We start from the raw sequence: 17,201 nt of genomic DNA, 5'->3' as shown, positions 1-17,201 counted from the left end.
AAAATTATCCCTAATATTGCACTCCGAAATTTCGGTGCGGTTGGTATTTATCTCAATCGTAATTTAACAGCATAAAATCATGGATTTAGTAAAATTTGTAGAAGAGCAGGTTGTAGAGAAAAAACAGTTACCTGCATTTAAATCTGGAGATACCATAAGCGTTCACTATAAAATTCGTGAAGGAAATAAAGAGCGTATTCAGGTTTATCAAGGTGTAGTTATCCAGAGAAATAGTGCTGGTTCTACAGAAACCTTTACCGTAAGAAAAATGTCTAATGGTGTTGGTGTAGAGCGTATATTTCCTGTGAATTCTCCAAACATCGATAAAATCGAAGTTAATAATGTTGGTAAAGTTCGTAGAGCAAAATTATTCTACTTACGTGAGCTTACTGGTAAAGCAGCTCGTATCAAATCTAAAAGAGTTTAATTATCTCAAAATAAAAAAAAGCCTTTCAGTAATTTTCTGAAAGGCTTTTTTTATGCGTTCTTTTTTATAGAGTTCATGGCGTTATCAGTACATAAACTTTATAATGGGTAATAGTGGTTTTTTGATTTTCTTCTTCTATACCCATTTCTTCTACTCTGGTGGTGATGTTTAAACCCTTCCATTGCTGGGTAAGCGTTAAATCTTTATTGGGAACTTCAAAATAGTTGTTCTGCTTATCAGCAATAGGATAGCTTCGTTTTAATAGTTGCTTCCCTAGTTTGTAAAGCTGTAAAGAAAGCTTTTCTTTACCCGAAACCAAGTATAACTCTTGTTCTTTCTCTTTACAAATTTTAAAAGCTTTTCCAAATGCGGTTATTTCTTTGCATTCATCGTCTCTAAAAGAAGATTGATTTTCTATGGTGACCAAAACGCTGGCCTGTTCTATATTTAAGACTTCTTTTTCTATATTACTAAAGTTGTGAAAATTCCCTTGCATACTTGGGTTGTACATAGGGTTAAGTCCTAAAAGCTTTAATACAGAATCTTTGGTGTTTTCTTTTGTTTGATAACTTTGATACTGGTTTAAAGAATCCTTTTTATTCTTATTCTTAAAAAAGGTTTTAATATCGCTAAGCGATGCTTTAGTAAAGGGCTGTAGAGCCATTATACCATGATAATCATGTAAATAATCAACAATATTTCTAATTTCTTGGTCTCTTTCTTTATCGGCCTTGGCTGTTAAAAGAGTGCTTAATCTTTTTTGTTGCGAGTTTCTTGAAATGCTTTGTAAACCCCATGGTCCAAAAGAAATGATTATTGCTATTACACAAAGGCTGATGGGAATCATCCGGATTTGTTCTTGCCCTTTAATTAGAAAATAAAGCGTTATAAAGCCCAGCCAAAGGGTAAGAACGATTAAAACATATCTACTTTCTGTTATGCCATAATCAGAGACACGGGTATAAACCGCAAGAACCAAAAGAACAATAAGAGGAATTAAAAACAGGTAGAAGCTTTTACTAAAGAGCTTTATCCATTTGTTTTCTTCTAAATTTCTAAGCGGATGAACCAACAATAGAGAAAGCATCCCAAAAACAGCATAGCCTAATATCAGTATAGATACAAAGCCGTTTGGTAAATGCCACTCAACTAAGATTTTCCCTTCATAAGCTAAAAGGATAAGCAAATAAATACTAGCTAAAGGATTAATACATATTGCGTGAAAATTTTAAGTCCTTTTGGGTAAGACTGTTCTTCTTCTAGTGTTTCTAAGGGTTTAGGAACTCCTGATAAGAAAAATAGTGTATTAAATATACCCACAATAAAAAGCCATAAGCGTAGGTAGATAGATTCGCTCCATTTAGTATCAAACAAAACTTGAATGCTTAGAATAGCTATACTAAGACCTATAAATAATACAGCGCTGTACAATGCAGAAGTTAAGAAGCGTAAAAATAAGCTCTTGTTAAGTTGCCAAAAAGCTTGATTATCTTCTGTTTTATGAAAAGCAGCAACAGAAACTAATAAATGAAAAGCAAAGGCAAGAATGAGGAGAATTAAAATATGTGCTGCTTTTTCAAAAGGATTTAAGATAAAACTTAAAGAAAACAGGAAAGCTATAAGCGCTGTATTAACGCCTATTTTAATGGAATTTTTAAGTTTACGCCTTTCTGCAAATAATGCAAAAGCTAAGGTAAGTGCGAGACCTAAATTGCCTATATAAGCGCCCTTTACGAGATCTTCGTTATAAATATTGTTAAGATCTTTTACGGTAAGCGCAATTAAAGAGCTGGTTGCTAAAACCGCAAACAATAGCGGGATGGGGAACCTTTGAAATACTGCTAGTGCCGTATAAACAATTTGTTTAAGCGAAGGAAACTTCATAGGAAACTTTATTTCTTATGAAATTAGCTTTTACTTATTGATTTACCAAGAGTTTATACCCTTTTCCGTGTACGTTGATGATTTCTACTCGGCTATCTTCTTTAAGGTATTTACGTAATTTACTTAAGAAAACATCCATACTACGGCCGTTAAAGTAGTTATCATCATGCCAAATTTGTAAGAGGGCTTCTTCACGGGTTAACACATCATTCATTTTAAGACATAATAATCTTAGTAATTCTGCCTCTTTAGTGCTTAACTTTTGTTGCTCTTCGCCATTGATGATGGTTTGATGCTGATAATCAAAAGTATATTTCCCTATGGTGAAAATCTTTGGCTTCTCTTCTTCAACTTTTTCTTGGTTGCCAGCTCTTTTTAAAAGTGCGTTAATGCGTAATAAAAGCTCCTCAATTTTAAAAGGTTTGGTAATATAATCATCGCCGCCTAAACCAAAAGCTTCGGTTTTATCTTCCATCATGCCTTTGGCAGTAGCAAAAATAATAGGTATGTGTTTGTTTATCTTTCTGATGTCTTTTGCCAATGTAAAGCCATCCTTTTTAGGCATCATCACATCTAAAATGCAAATATCATAAGCGGCAGATGTAAATGCTTTTAAGCCTTCTTCTCCATCATCACAAAGCGTAACATCAAACTTTCCTTTTAAAGAAAGGTAATCTTCTAAAATCATCCCCAAATTAGGGTCGTCTTCTACTAAAAGAATCTTTTTCGCACTCATATATCTTGATATTACGCTAATGGAAATCTAAGCTCAAATTCAGAGCCTTTATCTTTTTCGCTTTTCACTTTTATAGTTCCGCCCATTCTTTTCACCATATTATTCACATAGCTTAAGCCTAGTCCAAAACCTTTTACATCATGCAAGTTACCTGTTGGTATGCGGTAAAATTGCTCAAAAATTTTCTTTTGTTGGTCTCTTCCCATACCTATACCGTTATCGGTAACAGTAATCACAAAATCAGCATGGGTATTATTGCTGTTAATGGTAATTTCTGGCGCTTCTTTGCTGTATTTTATAGCATTATCAATAAGATTATAAAATACATTAGAAAGGTGTAACTCATCGCCTAAGATAGTTGATTTTGTAGCCAAAAGGTTCATGTTGATTTTAGCATTTTTCTTTTGTAGCTGTAAGCTCATGCTATCAGAAACGGCATGAATTAAATCATGAATATTAACTTCTTTACGTTCTATTTTTAAATCGTCTTTTTCTATGCGGGCAATGTTTAAAACCCTTTCTATATGATCTCCTAGGCGTATATTTTCATCGTAAATGATACCTGCTAACTTACTTACCCGCTTACGGTCTTCATTAACATCTGGGTCTCTTAAAGCTTCGCTAGCTATCATGATGGTGGCTACCGGAGTTTTAAACTCGTGTGTCATATTATTGATGAAATCTGTTTTCATCTCTGAGATCTTTTTCTGCCTTAAAATAGAGAAAATGGTATAAGCGAAGCTTCCGGTTAAAATCAATAATAAACCTATGGATGAAGCCAAAATAGAGTTCATGTTTTTGAGAATGAGACTATTTTTCTCTGGAAAACTTACCATTAAATAACCGCCCTCACGCACCATATCTTTAGGGAATAAGGCTGCTTTATAGGTGTTTTCTGGCTCAAAATCCAGGTTATTATATGATGCATTTCTGAATAAAATTCTAGAGTTTTTATTAGAGCTTATTTGGTAGCTATATTTCAGCATGATGCCGTTATTAGCCAGTTCTATAAGTAATAAAGAGTCTAAAAGTTCTGGTTTAATACGTTTATGTAGGGGCACATTTGCCTGCTGAAATTCTGAAGCTAAGTCGTCTAAAATCTCTTTTTATTACTGATTTTTTGTACCGAGTCTAGGTAAAGCTTAACATCTTTTACTTTTTCTTTATTGTTGATGGTTTTTTCTGCTGCTGCAAGCTCTGTTTCACTTATTTCTGATAAGTAATTTGGCTTGCCAATGGTGCGCACAACAGGGCCTAAGACAGGGTCTACAATAACATATTGTTTGATAGAGTCTACTACAACATTACCTCTTCTTGGTTTTTTTCTCTGAGGACCTCGTTCTGTATATACCTGTTTAACTAGGTTTTGTCTTACGCCAAATTCATCAGTAACTTCTTCAAAATCAAACCTTACACCCGCAATCACATTATCTGGCGCTTCTTGTTGCGCAGGGCCATTGTAAACTAAGATATTAGGGTATTTATTTCTTAAAATACTATCTCTAACCCTAAAAATACTATCAGATTTTTCTTGATTTTTTTAAGCTGTCTGATAAAGGCTAGAGAAGGATTTTCTTTGGGATTTGTTTTTTCTGAAGGAAGTGTTTTTATGGTTTTTTGCGTAAGCCTCATGTCTTGGGAAAGCTTATCAAGCGCTCTGATTTTTTTATCGTTATCAGCTTTTTGAGCCAAAAAGGTAGCGGCCTCATTTTTTTCTAATTTATAAGCTACACTTTTTAAGGCATCGTTTACGGCACTATCAAAAATCTGAGTTTTTAGTTGATAAGATTCCTTTAAGAAATAATACTGCATGGCCATTACGCCCAGCAATGCGAAACTCATTAAACCAATAATAACCGATATACTTTTACGCCTCATCTCAAATCAAATATAAATAGCAAATCTCTAAGAAAGAGCTAGTTTAACATTATTTAACAAGCGTAAAGCAGATAAAATTCAACTATTTGGATGTATGTCTTTATTATTTCTTTTTTTCTTAACTACAAAAAATACAATGATTAGAATGAGAAATAAAATACCGAATAAGATGGGAATAATCATAACAAATGTTTTTATAGGTGTATAAAAAAGAAAATCAAAGTTTATGCCACTGTTTAGGATGAAGGCATAAAAAAAGCGGTCAACCTTTGGGATCGGTGCCGCTTTTTATCGCATTGTAATCAGAAAATAGGCTCTTTAAAACGGCAAATCGTCATCTGCCTCTGGTGCCGCACTAATATCAACTGGTGCTGCAAATTGTGGTGTTTGAGCAGGAGCACCTGCATCAGCACCTAATACGGTTACTTTCCAAACTTGTAAAGTATTGAAATATTGTTTCTTACCTGATTTATCTGTCCAGGGTCTTCCTTTTAAATTGAAGGCAACCTCAACATCATCACCAACTTTAAGATTATCCATTAATGAAACCCTGTCTTGTATTGCTTCAAATTTTACGTATTCCGGGTACTGAGGGTTTTCGGCAAATTCAACAACAAGCTCTCTTTTTCTAAATGTATCAGTAACGTTCATGACTTCAGATACTTCATGAACTTTTCCTTTTATCTCCATTTCAACGGGTTTTTAAATAACTAAAATCAAATCTCTATATTTTTATCATTAAATTGCGCATTCTTATGCATCAAGTTTTCAACACCCCATCAAAGGTTATCATAACCTGCAACAAAAGATTGTCGCCATATCTTGAATTAGAAGTGAAAAACTTAGGTTTTAAACCTGTTAGAATTTTTTCTACAGGACTAGAGCTTAAAGTAAGTTTAAATGATTGTATCAGGCTGAATCTCAACCTCAGATGCGCCAGTCAGGTGCTTTACAGCCTTCAAGAATTTGATGCTGAAAATGGCGAAGAGCTGTATCAAAAAGTTACCGCCATAGAGTGGGAGAAATTGATAGATTTTAGTGGATATTTCTCTGTAACCTCAAATGTGGATAATTCTACCATTACCACACCTTTGTTTGCCAATTTAAAAGTTAAAGATGCTATTGCAGATAGGATTAAATCTGTACATAAAATAAGACCAAACTCTGGTCCGGATTACACTAAAACAGTAGTGCATTTATATTGGAAAAATGAAAAGGCAGAAATCTTTTTAGACACATCAGGAGAAACTTTAGCTAAACACAGCTATAGGAAAATACCTGGCAAAGCACCCATGTTAGAAGCGCTTGCAGCCTCAACCATTTTAGCTACACAGTGGGATTTTAAATCTCCTTTTATAAACCCGATGTGCGGTTCTGGAACTTTAGCCATAGAAGCGGCCTTAATTGCAACAGGCAGAACGCCTGGTTTGTTAAGAATGAATTATGCTTTTATGCATATTTTAGGTTATGAGGAAGAGGTTTTCTTTACCGAAAGAAGAAAGCTAAAAGACCAAGTAGTTAAAAATCAAGATTTAAAAATTATTGCTACAGATATTTCTGAGGATGCTATAGACATCAGTAAAAAGAATGCTAAAACCGCTGGTGTAGACCAATTGATTGAGTTTTATGCTTGCGATTTTGCCGATACCAGAATCCCTCAGGATGAAGCGGGGGTGATTATGTTTAACCCCGAGTATGGCGAACGTTTAGGTATACACAGCAAACTAGAGGCTACTTACGCTAGAATTGGTGATTTCATGAAGAAAGAGTGTAAAGGGTATAATGGATACATTTTTACTGGAAACCCAGATTTAGCTAAAAAAATAGGCTTAAGAGCATCTAAAAGGATAGAATTTTACAACGGTAAACTAGATTGTAGATTGTTAGAGTATGAATTGTACGATGGGAGTAGAAGAACAGCACCTTAAATGCTTTAAAAATTTTACAATACCATCATGTTAATTTAAAACGTTAAGCTTTAAATATTCGCATTTTTACAAGAAAAAATATGAAAATCTTTAAAACCTTAATCCTCTTATTTATTGTTTTAAACGGCTACAGCCAGCAAAAAGCTAAAAGTACAGTAGCAGCCAGCAACCCTGCCCGTCCAAAACTAGTAGTTGGTTTGGTAGTAGACCAAATGCGTTGGGATTATCTTTATCGTTATGCATCCCGTTATGGAGAAGGAGGGTTTAAAAGATTATTGAAAGAAGGTTTTTCTTGCGAGAATGCGCATATTGGATACGCAACTACACAAACTGCTTGTGGTCATGCTAGTATTTACACAGGCTCTGTACCTGCTATAAATGGTATAACAGCTAACAATTGGATAGAACAAAATAGTGGTTATGATATGTACTGTACAGAAGATACCACGGTAAATACGGTAGGTAGTACATCAGATGCTGGTAAAATGTCGCCTAAAAACCTGTTAAGTTCTACCATTGGTGATGAATTAAAACTAGCTACCAATTTCAGATCTAAAGTTATTGGCATCGCTTTAAAAGATAGAGGAGGAATTCTTCCAGCAGGTCATAGCGCCAATGCCGCTTATTGGTTTGATGATTTAACTGGCTCTTGGATAAGTTCTACCTATTATATGCAAGATTTACCAGCGTGGGTAAAAACTTTTAACAGCCAAAAATTGGTAGATAAATACTTAACACAAGATTGGAATACCCTTTATCCAATTAACACTTATGTACAAAGCAGTGTAGATGATAATAAGTATGAAGGTAAATTTAAGGGCGAAGCAAAACCAGTTTTTCCGCATCAGATACCTCAAATAAAAGGATCTGATTTTAACACCATCAGAAATACGCCTTTTGCCAATACCTTAACTTTAGATTTTGCAAAAGCTACCATAAAAGAAGAAAAGCTTGGCGCCGATGACATTACCGATTTATTAGCCGTAAGCTTATCCAGTACAGATTATATTGGTCATCAGTTTGGACCAAACTCGATAGAAATAGAAGACACTTATTTAAGGTTAGATAAAGATTTAGCAGTGTTTTTGACTTATTTGGATAATACCGTAGGCAAAGGAAATTATACTTTTTTCTTAAGTGCAGATCATGGCGCTGCGCATAATCCTAATTTTTTAATTGATAACAAGATTAACGCAGGCTATTTCAATACCAAAAACATCAGCAAGCAGTTGAACGAGCTTTTGTTAAACAAATACCAAGCTAAAGGTTTGATAAGAGCCATTACCAATTATCAAGTTAACTTTAATTACCAAGCTATTGAGGCTAGTAAAATTGATATAGACGACCTTAAAAAAGACTGTATCAATTTCCTTAAAAAGCAAGAAGGTGTATCTTTTGTGGTCGATTTATCCAATGTTAACGAAGGCGCTGTACCAGCTAAGTTGCGAGAGAAAATCATCAACGCTTATCATATCAAAAGAAGTGGCGAGTTACAAATTGTATTAGACCCAGCGTGGTTTCAAGGCTATGGCATAACCGGAACATCGCATGGTGTTTGGAACCCTTATGATACGCATATCCCAATGGTTTTTATGGGATGGGGCATTAAACAAGGCATCAGCAACAGAACGGTTTCTATGAGCGATATTGCGCCTACCCTGTCTGCTTTACTACGCATACAAGAACCTAATGGTAATATTGGAGATGTGGTTACCGAAGCTTTAAAATAACATGAAGAAATTTGTTGATACCTTTCATTATTTAACACAAGATTTACCTCATATCAGCCATATAGCGCAGGTAGAAATAGCCTGTTCGCAAGGTGCAAAATGGGTACAATACCGTTGTTTATCTAAATCTGATGAGGAGATGCTGGCAGAAATCCACCCAATAGCTAGTATTTGTGATGATTGGGGCACAACTTTAATCGTTACCAACCATATTCACTTAGTGCATCAGGCAGATATACAAGGTGTTCATATCGAAGATATGGATGCTGATATTTCTCTGGTAAGAGCACAAATTGGTGATGATAAAACCTTAGGCGCATCTGCCAATGATTTAGCTACCATCCTTAAACATATCCAAAACGGGGCAGATTATATAGGCTGTGGTCCTTTTGGCCATACCAAAACTAAACCCAATAATTGCCAACATTGGGGTATACAAGGTTATGCAGAAGCTGTTGCCGCTTTAAAGCAAGCCGGAATTGATTTTCCTCTGATTGCAGCAGGAGGAGTCGGTTTAAATGATGTAGCAGATTTGCTAAAAACTGGCATTAAAGGTGTTGCGGTATCTGCAGCAGTCAATAAAGCAGCACATCAGGCAGAAGCCTTTAAACAATTTTATAACCTATTACATTAATATATGTCTTCTCATCATATCATCCGCGAAAAGCAAGAACCAGCCTTGTTTATTTTAAACATGAGTGGCTTTGATGAGGAATATTTGGGGCAGTTGTTAGAATGGTCTCCAACCGTTATTGTACATGCCCCCATTTATGACCATGTGGTTTCTTTAGGAATTAAAATAGATGTTGTGGTAAGCAAAGAAGATGTTTCTTTTGCGCTTCAAGAGCATATAAAAATTATTCCTTGCGGCGATGATGATGTGACTACAGCCGTATTAAAATATCTGGTGGCTCATGAATATCCATCGGTAAATATCATTACCGATACCTTTTTAGCTAAAGATTATTTGTTCTTTGTTGATTATTTAGACTTGGTAGTTTTTGCTGATGGTAAAAAGATTTTCCCCGTGAAACCCGAGTTTAGCAAGTGGAAGCCAGCCCAAGAAAATATTTACATTTTGCAGGAAGCTGTGCAATTAAGCACAAAAGGTTTAAATTTGATAGCAAATAACCATTATCAAACAGAGAAAGATGGCTTTTATAGCTTATCTTTTCAACAACCTTTTATATTTATTGCTGAAGATTTATAATGGAAATTAGAAAAGCAGCTTTACAAGATTTACCTCTTATACAACAGCTGGCTCAAGACATTTGGTGGCCAACTTATAAGGCTTATATCAGTGAGGCGCAAATTAGCTTTATGCTTACGCAGATTTACCAATTAGACGCTTTAAAAGCTCAAATGGCCGAAGGGCATTCTTTTATTCTCCTTTATCAGGATGAAAAAGCAGTAGGATTTAGCAGTTATTCTTTTTCGCAGACGGTTTGTAAAATCCATAAATTGTATATTTTACCAGCTTTACAGGGGATGGGCGCCGGCAAACAAATCATGAATTATATTGGCGCAGAGGCTTTTGTGCATGGGGCTACTTTATTACGTTTAAACGTAAATAGAAATAATCCTGCTTTACATTTTTACCAAAGGCTAGGCTTTCAAATTGCCGAAGAAGTAGATATTCCATATTATGATTTTATACTGAATGATTATATCATGGAAAGGCATATAGAAGACGCCGACTGTTAAAGTGGCAGGTATTTTCTTGCTTCTATTAACAGTATAAGACAATTTTGACGGTATTTAGAGCAGAACAAATATAAAAATTCAGCGTTTTGTAATAAAAACATTTCTAATGTTGTTTAGGAATACAATTTGATTAATTTAAACCAAAATATATAGAAAATGGGATTAATACTTTTTATAGGCATTGCTATTATAAGTTTTATAGTACAATGGAGATTTAAAAGCAAGTTTAAACAATACTCAGAAATTGCTTTGAGTTCTGCCTTAAGCGGAGCCGAGATAGCTAGGAAAATGCTTGCAGACCACGGTATAAACGATGTAGAAATTATATCTGTTGACGGCCAGTTAACAGACCATTATAACCCGGCAGATAGAACTGTAAACCTTTCTCCGGATGTTTACCACGGTAGAAGCATTGCAGCAGCAGCAGTAGCAGCACACGAGTGTGGCCACGCTGTGCAACATGCCCGAGCTTATAGCTGGCTGCAATTTAGGTCTGCTATGGTGCCCGTGGTAAGTGTAGCTTCTAATCTGGTACAATGGGTATTATTAATTGGTGTTATGCTGATGGCTTTTGGTAACAACCCAATTGTTTTAGCTGTTGGCGTAGGTGCTTTAGCCATTTTAACGGTATTTAGTTTTGTTACTTTACCTGTAGAGTTTGATGCTAGTAAAAGAGCATTAGTTTGGTTACAAACTAATAAAGGCATTATGCAAACTAGCGTAGAGCATGACCAAGCTAAAAACGCTTTATGGTGGGCAGCCATGACTTATGTTGTTGCGGCATTATCATCATTAGCTACTTTAATGTATTATGCAATGATGCTATTCGGCAGAAGAGACTAATATTTCCTTAAAAAGGATTATAGAAAAAGGAGCATTTTTTTAGAATGCTCCTTTTTTGTTTTTGGGATTTTTGATGAAGCTTTAGCTTTTATAGCGTCTTGCCTTAAATATAGGGTCCGTGGATTATTTTTTAAGATGCTCATGTAGCGTTTTGCTCAGTTTATCCATACTTTCCATTTGTACCTTTTGGATGTCGAATAGGTTTTTCATTTGCTCGGTAATCAATAAATCTATTTTATCATGTAGCGTTCTGATTTCAATTTCTGCTTTAAGATTCACCATATAATCTTGTTCGGCTCTTAGTCTGTCTCGTTCTTCTTTTCTGTTTTGGCTCATCATGATGATAGGCGCTTGTAAGGCCGCAATACAAGAAAGCATCAAGTTTAATAAAATAAAGGGATAAGGGTCAAAACCTCGGTTATGAAACCAGAAGGTATTTATAGCAATCCAAACAAATATTATGACGCTAAAGAGGATGATAAATCGCCAACTACCACCAAAGGAAGCTACACCGTCGGCCATTTTTTCTCCCAAACTTAAATCCTGATTGTTTTTTAATTTTTCAGATATCAATTCTTCTTCCTCTAATGCCTTTAAAACAATATTATGCAGTTTAGTAAGATTGCCATCACTGGTTTCGAGGATGCTACGGTAGTTAATTTTCTTATTCATGATGAATGATTTGTAGAAAATTACGTAAAGATTTTCAATTCTGTTGCTAAATACTAGGGTTTGGTTCTCTTTAATTTTTCGATTTAGCTCTACCATTAACAATTGCTAAAATCCTATAAACTTCTGAAAGGATAATACAGAAATATTATTATAGCTAGCAATAACTTTAATTTTTTACTGATGGTAAAAAGCCAATTAAGATTTTTTTAAGCTAAAGAAGCATTTAGCTGTAAGAAATCGCCCTAGAAAAAATAGAATTTTGTTTAACTAACACTATGCAAACTGCAAATGGTTTTGAAGCTATTTTTAAAGCTTATTATGCTAAGCTTATCTTTTTTGCCAATAGGTATGTGAACGATTTGCATGCGGCAGAAGAAATAGTTTCTGATGCTTTTAGCTTTTTGTGGGAGCGTAAAGAGCAGTACCAATTTGATGCAGATTTTAAGGGTTATTTGTATAAAATGGTACAAAACAGGGCTTTTAATTACTTGAAACATAAAAAGATAGAAAATGAATATGTAAGCTATCTACAAAAAAATAATTTACTTTCTGAAACACCCGCTTTCGAAGAAAATCCTGTCTGCTATAAAGAATTTGAATATTATATCAAAGAAGCTATAGAAAACCTGCCTCAAAGATGTAAAGAGGTTTTTAAGCTTAGCCGGTTTGAAGAACTCAGGAATAAAGAGATAGCCCAACAACTTCATATTTCTCCTAAAACGGTAGAAAGACAAATGACTATTGCTCTTGAAAAACTTCGTTTTAAGCTACAGCACTTACTTTCTTTCATTGCCTTATTTTTTTTCTAGAAAAAATGAATCCCCACTTTGGGGGTAAAGTCTTTTACAGTTGTATATCATATTATAAGGGATGGAAAATCGCATCAAAGGAATATTAATTAAATACATTGCAGGTAATGCTTCTGATGAAGAAAAGCATTTGGCAAAACAATGGATTGCTGAAAACGAGGCTCAAGAAAAAGCTTTTGCAAGGCTTTATGAAAATTGGCACCAACAATTAGCGCAACAGTACACCATAATAGATACCCATAAAGCCTACGATAGGTTTGTAGAAGAAAATATACCAGTAAAAACATCTTATACATGGCTAAAATACGCTGCTAGTATATTTTTGTTATGTGCTATTACGCTGTCTGCTTATATCTATCAGCAAAGAAATATTAAAATAGCTTATCAGGAGCTTAGTGTTCCACGTGGAAAAACACAAAAAATTACGTTGCCTGATGGTACTTTAGTCATCCTAAATGCAGGTACAAAACTCAGCTATAATAAAGATTTTGGCTCAACAGAAAGAACGGTCTTCCTAGATGGGGAGGCTTTTTTTGACATCGCCAAAAGTAAAACAGATATTCCTTTTATCATACATGCGGCAGGTTTTACGGTAAGAGATATTGGGACAGCTTTTAATGTAAAAGCTTATCAGGAAGACGGTATTTTTGAAACCGCAGTTAAAGAAGGTAAGATTTCTGTAGAAGGGAAACTCAATCAACAGGATGGTGAAGAAGGTAAGGTATTCATCAATGCCAACCAACTTTTAAAAATAAATCTTAAGAAGCAAAGTGAGTTACATCAAGCCAAAAAAGTTCATACGCCTTTAATGATTACTGATGTTAAACCTGCTTACCTAGAAGAATACAATGGCTGGCAAAACAACCTTTTGATGTTTGAGAACAACAGTTTTCAAGAAATCATCAACACTTTAGAAAGAAGATTTAATGTGGAAATTGTTTTGGAAGACCCAGAATTAGGGAGCTATTATTACACAGGTACTTTTAAACCTAGTGCCGATGTTTTTACTGTTTTGCAAATCATCAAAGAAACTACCCCTATAACCTATACGCTTCAAGAAAAGCGCATTATTGTGAAAAATACTAACCAATTGTATCATCAAAAACCTAAACCCTGATTTATGAAATAGAAGAGAGACATAGAACATAAAAAACCGGGACGCTTGTAACATCCCGGTAATCAAATGAATATAGCTAATACCCTATAAGCTTGGGGAAGCCTAGTATTAACTAATAAACCAAAATTATGACTTTTTTAAATAGAAAAATTCTATTTGCCAACTCTTATTGGCTAAAAATGCTTATCGCTATGAAGCTAATGACCATTTTAGTATTTGCGGGTATCATGCAGCTACATGCTGCGGTGTATTCTCAAAGTTTTAACCTCAATGAAATAGATATTACTGTTAAACAGATGTTTCAGAAAATTGAAAAAGAAAGTAAATACAGTATTTTCTTTAGGCAAGACCAGGTTAACCTTAACAAAAAATAAAAGTTATCGCAGAAAATGCCGATATCAAAACAGTAATGAAACAAGTCTTACAAAACCAAGCCTTGGTTTTTGATTTGATAGACGATATGATTGTGATAAAACCTGCATCTATCGCCGCGGTTGATTATGTGGTTAACGGAACCATCGTGGATGCGCAAGGTTTGCCCTTACCAGGTGCTTCGGTTACCATTAAAGGGACTACCAATGGTACTTTAACTAATATAGATGGTAAATTTAGTATCAATATTCAGGGTCAACAGGCTACAACATTAGTGGTCACTTATTTAGGTTTTAAACAACAAGAAATTACTGTTAACAGTGGACAAACTACGGTAAATATTGTTTTAGCCGCCGATGCTTCTGAACTTGACGAAGTTGTTGTAATTGGTTACGGAACTGTAAGAAAAAGAGATTTAACAGGGTCTGTATCATCTGTAAAAGCAGAAGATATTGTAAGAACACCAACCCATAATGCTATTGAAGCTTTACAAGGTAGAGTGGCTGGGGCCGATATTGTTAGAAATACTGGTGCTGCTGGAGGCAACTCTAACATTGTGATTAGAGGTAACAGATCTATAACCAGTAATAGAGACGATATCAGCAATAGAAATGGTCCTCTTATAATTGTAGACGGTTTTCAAGGAAATAGTATTGATGCTATCAATCCTAATGATATTGAGTCTATAGAAGTGTTAAAAGACGCATCTTCAACTGCTATTTATGGTGCACAAGGTGCAAATGGTGTAATTATCGTGACCACAAAAAAGGGAACGGCCGGAAAAGTTAAAGTTAATTATGATGCCTACTATGGTATCAATACTTACGATTTTCCTGCATCAAGAACTGGCGAAAGTTATGTGAAACTTAGACGCGAAGCCGCAAGAACTATTGGTATGACAGATGATCAGCTTATTTTTGATGGTCCGGGCGAATTAGATGCTGTACAAGCAGGAGAGTTTGTAGACTGGATGGATTTAGTGATTAGAGACGGCTCACAACAAAGTCACAATGTTTCTATCACCGGAGGTTCAGAGAAAACATCTGTATTTGGTTCTGCCGGATATTTTAAAGAAGATGGCATGTTAAGAGGGAATGATTTTAACCGCTACAACATGAGGTTAAATTTAGACCAAACGGTTAATAATTGGATGAAAGTGGGTTTTAATACACAAATTGTTTACTCAGCAACTAATAACCGTCAAAATCCATTAGGGCAAGCCACACAAATTAGCCCTTTAGGTACTCCATTTAATGAGGATGGTACTATAAGGTTATTTCCTTTACCAGATGGAACAACGATAAGTCCGCTTGCTGATGAGCGTAGTGAGTTTATTGCTAGAAACAATAATCTTAGAAATAACATTGTAGCTAATGCATATGTATCAGTTTCTCCTTTAAAGGGATTAAATTTCAGGTCTAATATTGGTACTAATTTTAATAACTCTAGACAAGGTATTTTTAACGATAGAACATCTTTAGCACAAAACGGACCACGCATTTCTGTGGCATCGCAAAACACGGCGTTTAACCGTTACATCAACTGGGATAATATCTTAACCTATACCAAAAATATCAATGACCATAATTTGGTTTTAACGGGTATTACTAGTTATCAGCAAAGTGATGTAGATCGTTTATCTGCTTCTGGACAAGGGCAAATATTAGCCTCACAGCTTTTTTATGATTTAAATTCTTCTAGCACTTCTATCACAAGGTCCATAGGTTCTGCTTACGAAGGTTGGAGCAATATGGCTTATGCTGCTAGGATTAATTATAGTTACAAAGGCAAATATTTATTTACTGCATCAGGCAGGTATGATGGCGCTTCCAGATTATCACCGGGAAATAAATGGGATTTCTTCCCGTCAGCAGCTATAGGATGGAATATTTTTGAGGAATCTTTCATGAAAAACATCCGCCAGGTAAATAATCTTAAACTAAGAGCTAGTTATGGCGTAAGTGGAAATTATAATATTGGAGTTTATAGCACACAAAACACATTAAACTCTGCATCTAATATGAGTTTTGGTGATGTTCCTGTAAATTCATTCATCTTCAGGGTACTGTAGGCAACACTAATCTAGGTTGGGAAAAAACAGCTTCTTTAGATATTGGCTTGGATTTCGGCTTCTTTAATAACCGTATCAGTGGTTCCGTTCAATGGTATGAGGCTCGTACATCAGACATTTTATTAAGCAGAACTTTGCCACTCTCTACCGGGATGATTGATGTTACCCAAAATATTGCGAGTACTAAAAACAATGGTATTGAGCTAGAAATTACCAGTAGAAATATCCAAACTAAAAATTTCACGTGGTCTTCTACGCTTACTTATAATAGAAAAAGAGAGAAAATTACTGAATTGATTGATGGTAGAGATATTTTCCCTAGCAGTGGTTTTGAAAGAAGCTCTTTACTACTTGGTCGTCCAATCACCTCATTTTATACTTTTGATAAACAAGGTATCTGGCAATTAGATGAAGCAGCAGAAGCAGCTTTATATAAAGTTGGTAACCATACCTTCCAGCCGGGAGATATAAAAGTTAGAGATATTAACGGTGATTTTTTAATTAATGCTTCTGATTTAACTTATGTAGGGTCTACAGTACCAAATTGGATAGCAGGTTTACAAAATAATTTCACCTACAAAAACTTTGATTTAGGAGTTTTCTTAATTGCCCGTTATGGTCAAACTATAGATGCTGAGTTTTTAGGCAGGTTTAACCCAGGTGGGACAGGAAACGGACCAGAAATATTAGACTATTGGACACCAGAAAACCCTACTAATGATTTTCCTAGGCCAAGAAGAGGGACCACGCTAAGCTCATATCCGGGCTATACCGGCTACCAAGCTTTAAATTTTGTTGATGGCTCTTTTTTCAAGCTTAAAAATTTAACGTTAGGCTATACTTTACCTAAAATAAAATCTGGAGCATCTTTTTACAACCGTGTTAGGGTTTATGCTACCGCAAACAACTTGCTTACTGTAGCTCGAAGTCCGCTGATAAGAAATTATGATCCAGAGCGTGGCGGTGCAGAAAACAGCCCACTAAGCAGAACTTTTGTATTTGGTTTAAATGTTGGTTTTTAATGATAAAC

Annotated in this window: 20 protein-coding genes; 12 read left to right on the top strand and 8 right to left on the bottom strand. The window is 35.1% G+C overall.

All coding sequences use genetic code 11. The features are described 5' to 3' along the window. The first annotated feature begins 79 nt into the window (after nucleotides 1–79). Complete coding sequence (gene rplS, locus FYC62_RS13475) at nucleotides 80–427, top strand: 50S ribosomal protein L19 (protein ID WP_026904215.1); 348 nt, start codon at nucleotides 80–82, stop codon at nucleotides 425–427. Nucleotides 428–500: 73 nt separating this feature from the next. Here rplS and FYC62_RS18050 read toward each other — a convergent pair whose 3' ends face one another. The 7 genes from FYC62_RS18050 to FYC62_RS13450 form a co-directional block, all read right to left on the bottom strand. Then, complete coding sequence (locus tag FYC62_RS18050; RefSeq protein ID WP_168199451.1) at nucleotides 501–1,613, bottom strand: DUF4153 domain-containing protein; 1,113 nt, start codon at nucleotides 1,611–1,613, stop codon at nucleotides 501–503. An 11-nt stretch (nucleotides 1,614–1,624) separates the two neighbouring features. Beyond that, entirely contained in the window at nucleotides 1,625–2,311 is a 687-nt protein-coding gene (locus FYC62_RS18045; protein ID WP_149075309.1) for a DUF4153 domain-containing protein, read from the bottom strand. A gap of 34 nt (nucleotides 2,312–2,345) precedes the next feature. Continuing rightward, a complete protein-coding gene (locus FYC62_RS13460; protein ID WP_149075308.1) occupies nucleotides 2,346–3,047 on the bottom strand; it encodes a response regulator transcription factor in 702 nt (233 codons plus the stop codon). Between the two features lie 11 nt (nucleotides 3,048–3,058). After that, complete coding sequence (locus tag FYC62_RS17695) at nucleotides 3,059–4,108, bottom strand: sensor histidine kinase (RefSeq protein WP_240534739.1); 1,050 nt, start codon at nucleotides 4,106–4,108, stop codon at nucleotides 3,059–3,061. A gap of 32 nt (nucleotides 4,109–4,140) precedes the next feature. Continuing rightward, complete coding sequence (locus FYC62_RS17690) at nucleotides 4,141–4,473, bottom strand: hypothetical protein (RefSeq protein WP_240534738.1); 333 nt, start codon at nucleotides 4,471–4,473, stop codon at nucleotides 4,141–4,143. 62 nt (nucleotides 4,474–4,535) lie between these two features. Next, a complete protein-coding gene (locus tag FYC62_RS17685; protein WP_240534737.1) occupies nucleotides 4,536–4,925 on the bottom strand; it encodes a hypothetical protein in 390 nt (129 codons plus the stop codon). Nucleotides 4,926–5,243: 318 nt separating this feature from the next. Next, nucleotides 5,244–5,615 (bottom strand): DUF3127 domain-containing protein, encoded by a 372-nt coding sequence (locus FYC62_RS13450; RefSeq protein ID WP_039453871.1) that lies wholly within the window; start codon nucleotides 5,613–5,615, stop codon nucleotides 5,244–5,246. Nucleotides 5,616–5,680: 65 nt separating this feature from the next. Here FYC62_RS13450 and FYC62_RS13445 point away from each other — a divergent pair, with 65 nt between their 5' ends. The 6 genes from FYC62_RS13445 (at nucleotide 5,681) to FYC62_RS13420 (ending at nucleotide 11,130) form a co-directional block, all read left to right on the top strand. Further along, nucleotides 5,681–6,853 (top strand): THUMP domain-containing class I SAM-dependent RNA methyltransferase, encoded by a 1,173-nt coding sequence (locus tag FYC62_RS13445; protein WP_149075307.1) that lies wholly within the window; start codon nucleotides 5,681–5,683, stop codon nucleotides 6,851–6,853. Between the two features lie 80 nt (nucleotides 6,854–6,933). After that, the gene (gene pafA, locus FYC62_RS13440) at nucleotides 6,934–8,583 is read left to right on the top strand and encodes an alkaline phosphatase PafA (protein ID WP_149075306.1); all 1,650 of its coding nucleotides are present in this window, start codon (nucleotides 6,934–6,936) and stop codon (nucleotides 8,581–8,583) included. Between the two features lies 1 nt (nucleotide 8,584). Continuing rightward, nucleotides 8,585–9,217, top strand: a complete 633-nt coding sequence (locus FYC62_RS13435; protein ID WP_149075305.1) for a thiamine phosphate synthase — start codon at nucleotides 8,585–8,587, stop codon at nucleotides 9,215–9,217. A gap of 3 nt (nucleotides 9,218–9,220) precedes the next feature. Next, nucleotides 9,221–9,793, top strand: coding sequence for a thiamine pyrophosphokinase (locus FYC62_RS13430; protein WP_149075304.1), 573 nt, complete (start codon nucleotides 9,221–9,223; stop codon nucleotides 9,791–9,793). Next, entirely contained in the window at nucleotides 9,793–10,287 is a 495-nt protein-coding gene (locus tag FYC62_RS13425; RefSeq protein WP_149075303.1) for a GNAT family N-acetyltransferase, read from the top strand. The genes FYC62_RS13430 and FYC62_RS13425 overlap by 1 nt, the downstream gene beginning before the upstream one ends. 156 nt (nucleotides 10,288–10,443) lie before the next feature. Further along, the gene (locus tag FYC62_RS13420) at nucleotides 10,444–11,130 is read left to right on the top strand and encodes a zinc metallopeptidase (protein ID WP_149075302.1); all 687 of its coding nucleotides are present in this window, start codon (nucleotides 10,444–10,446) and stop codon (nucleotides 11,128–11,130) included. Nucleotides 11,131–11,253: 123 nt separating this feature from the next. Here the strand turns inward: FYC62_RS13420 and FYC62_RS13415 are convergent, their stop codons facing one another. Continuing rightward, on the bottom strand, nucleotides 11,254–11,802 hold the full coding sequence (locus FYC62_RS13415; RefSeq protein WP_240534736.1) for a DUF1003 domain-containing protein: 549 nt from the start codon (nucleotides 11,800–11,802) through the stop codon (nucleotides 11,254–11,256). Nucleotides 11,803–12,077: 275 nt separating this feature from the next. Between FYC62_RS13415 and FYC62_RS13410 the strand changes: the two genes are divergently transcribed. The 5 genes from FYC62_RS13410 (at nucleotide 12,078) to FYC62_RS13390 (ending at nucleotide 17,193) form a co-directional block, all read left to right on the top strand. Next, a complete protein-coding gene (locus FYC62_RS13410) occupies nucleotides 12,078–12,611 on the top strand; it encodes an RNA polymerase sigma-70 factor (RefSeq protein ID WP_149075301.1) in 534 nt (177 codons plus the stop codon). Between the two features lie 61 nt (nucleotides 12,612–12,672). Beyond that, complete coding sequence (locus FYC62_RS13405; RefSeq protein WP_149075300.1) at nucleotides 12,673–13,728, top strand: FecR family protein; 1,056 nt, start codon at nucleotides 12,673–12,675, stop codon at nucleotides 13,726–13,728. A gap of 128 nt (nucleotides 13,729–13,856) precedes the next feature. Then, nucleotides 13,857–14,102: a hypothetical protein gene (locus FYC62_RS13400; protein WP_149075299.1), complete on the top strand. Its 246-nt coding sequence runs from the start codon at nucleotides 13,857–13,859 to the stop codon at nucleotides 14,100–14,102. A 35-nt stretch (nucleotides 14,103–14,137) separates the two neighbouring features. Continuing rightward, on the top strand, nucleotides 14,138–16,171 hold the full coding sequence (locus FYC62_RS13395; protein WP_149075298.1) for a SusC/RagA family TonB-linked outer membrane protein: 2,034 nt from the start codon (nucleotides 14,138–14,140) through the stop codon (nucleotides 16,169–16,171). A gap of 47 nt (nucleotides 16,172–16,218) precedes the next feature. Then, complete coding sequence (locus tag FYC62_RS13390) at nucleotides 16,219–17,193, top strand: SusC/RagA family TonB-linked outer membrane protein (RefSeq protein WP_240534735.1); 975 nt, start codon at nucleotides 16,219–16,221, stop codon at nucleotides 17,191–17,193. The last annotated feature ends 8 nt before the right edge of the window (nucleotides 17,194–17,201 follow it).

The sequence above is a fragment of the Pedobacter aquae genome, assembly GCF_008195825.1.
Taxonomy (GTDB): Bacteria; Bacteroidota; Bacteroidia; order Sphingobacteriales; family Sphingobacteriaceae; genus Pseudopedobacter; species Pseudopedobacter aquae.
Note: the sequence above shows the minus strand (reverse complement) of the source record. Positions and strands in the feature narration are given on the sequence as shown.

Bases quoted from the DNA above. Each gene is read 5' to 3' on its own strand.
- rplS (WP_026904215.1), top strand. From the start codon at position 80: ATGGATTTAGTAAAATTTGTAGAAGAGCAGGTTGTAGAGAAAAAACAG.
- FYC62_RS18045 (WP_149075309.1), bottom strand. From the start codon at position 2,311: ATGAAGTTTCCTTCGCTTAAACAAATTGTTTATACGGCACTAGCAGTA.
- FYC62_RS13460 (WP_149075308.1), bottom strand. From the start codon at position 3,047: ATGAGTGCGAAAAAGATTCTTTTAGTAGAAGACGACCCTAATTTGGGG.
- FYC62_RS17685 (WP_240534737.1), bottom strand. From the start codon at position 4,925: ATGAGGCGTAAAAGTATATCGGTTATTATTGGTTTAATGAGTTTCGCA.
- FYC62_RS13450 (WP_039453871.1), bottom strand. From the start codon at position 5,615: ATGGAGATAAAAGGAAAAGTTCATGAAGTATCTGAAGTCATGAACGTT.
- FYC62_RS13445 (WP_149075307.1), top strand. From the start codon at position 5,681: ATGCATCAAGTTTTCAACACCCCATCAAAGGTTATCATAACCTGCAAC.
- pafA (WP_149075306.1), top strand. From the start codon at position 6,934: ATGAAAATCTTTAAAACCTTAATCCTCTTATTTATTGTTTTAAACGGC.
- FYC62_RS13435 (WP_149075305.1), top strand. From the start codon at position 8,585: ATGAAGAAATTTGTTGATACCTTTCATTATTTAACACAAGATTTACCT.
- FYC62_RS13430 (WP_149075304.1), top strand. From the start codon at position 9,221: ATGTCTTCTCATCATATCATCCGCGAAAAGCAAGAACCAGCCTTGTTT.
- FYC62_RS13425 (WP_149075303.1), top strand. From the start codon at position 9,793: ATGGAAATTAGAAAAGCAGCTTTACAAGATTTACCTCTTATACAACAG.
- FYC62_RS13420 (WP_149075302.1), top strand. From the start codon at position 10,444: ATGGGATTAATACTTTTTATAGGCATTGCTATTATAAGTTTTATAGTA.
- FYC62_RS13415 (WP_240534736.1), bottom strand. From the start codon at position 11,802: ATGAATAAGAAAATTAACTACCGTAGCATCCTCGAAACCAGTGATGGC.
- FYC62_RS13410 (WP_149075301.1), top strand. From the start codon at position 12,078: ATGCAAACTGCAAATGGTTTTGAAGCTATTTTTAAAGCTTATTATGCT.
- FYC62_RS13405 (WP_149075300.1), top strand. From the start codon at position 12,673: ATGGAAAATCGCATCAAAGGAATATTAATTAAATACATTGCAGGTAAT.
- FYC62_RS13400 (WP_149075299.1), top strand. From the start codon at position 13,857: ATGACTTTTTTAAATAGAAAAATTCTATTTGCCAACTCTTATTGGCTA.
- FYC62_RS13395 (WP_149075298.1), top strand. From the start codon at position 14,138: ATGAAACAAGTCTTACAAAACCAAGCCTTGGTTTTTGATTTGATAGAC.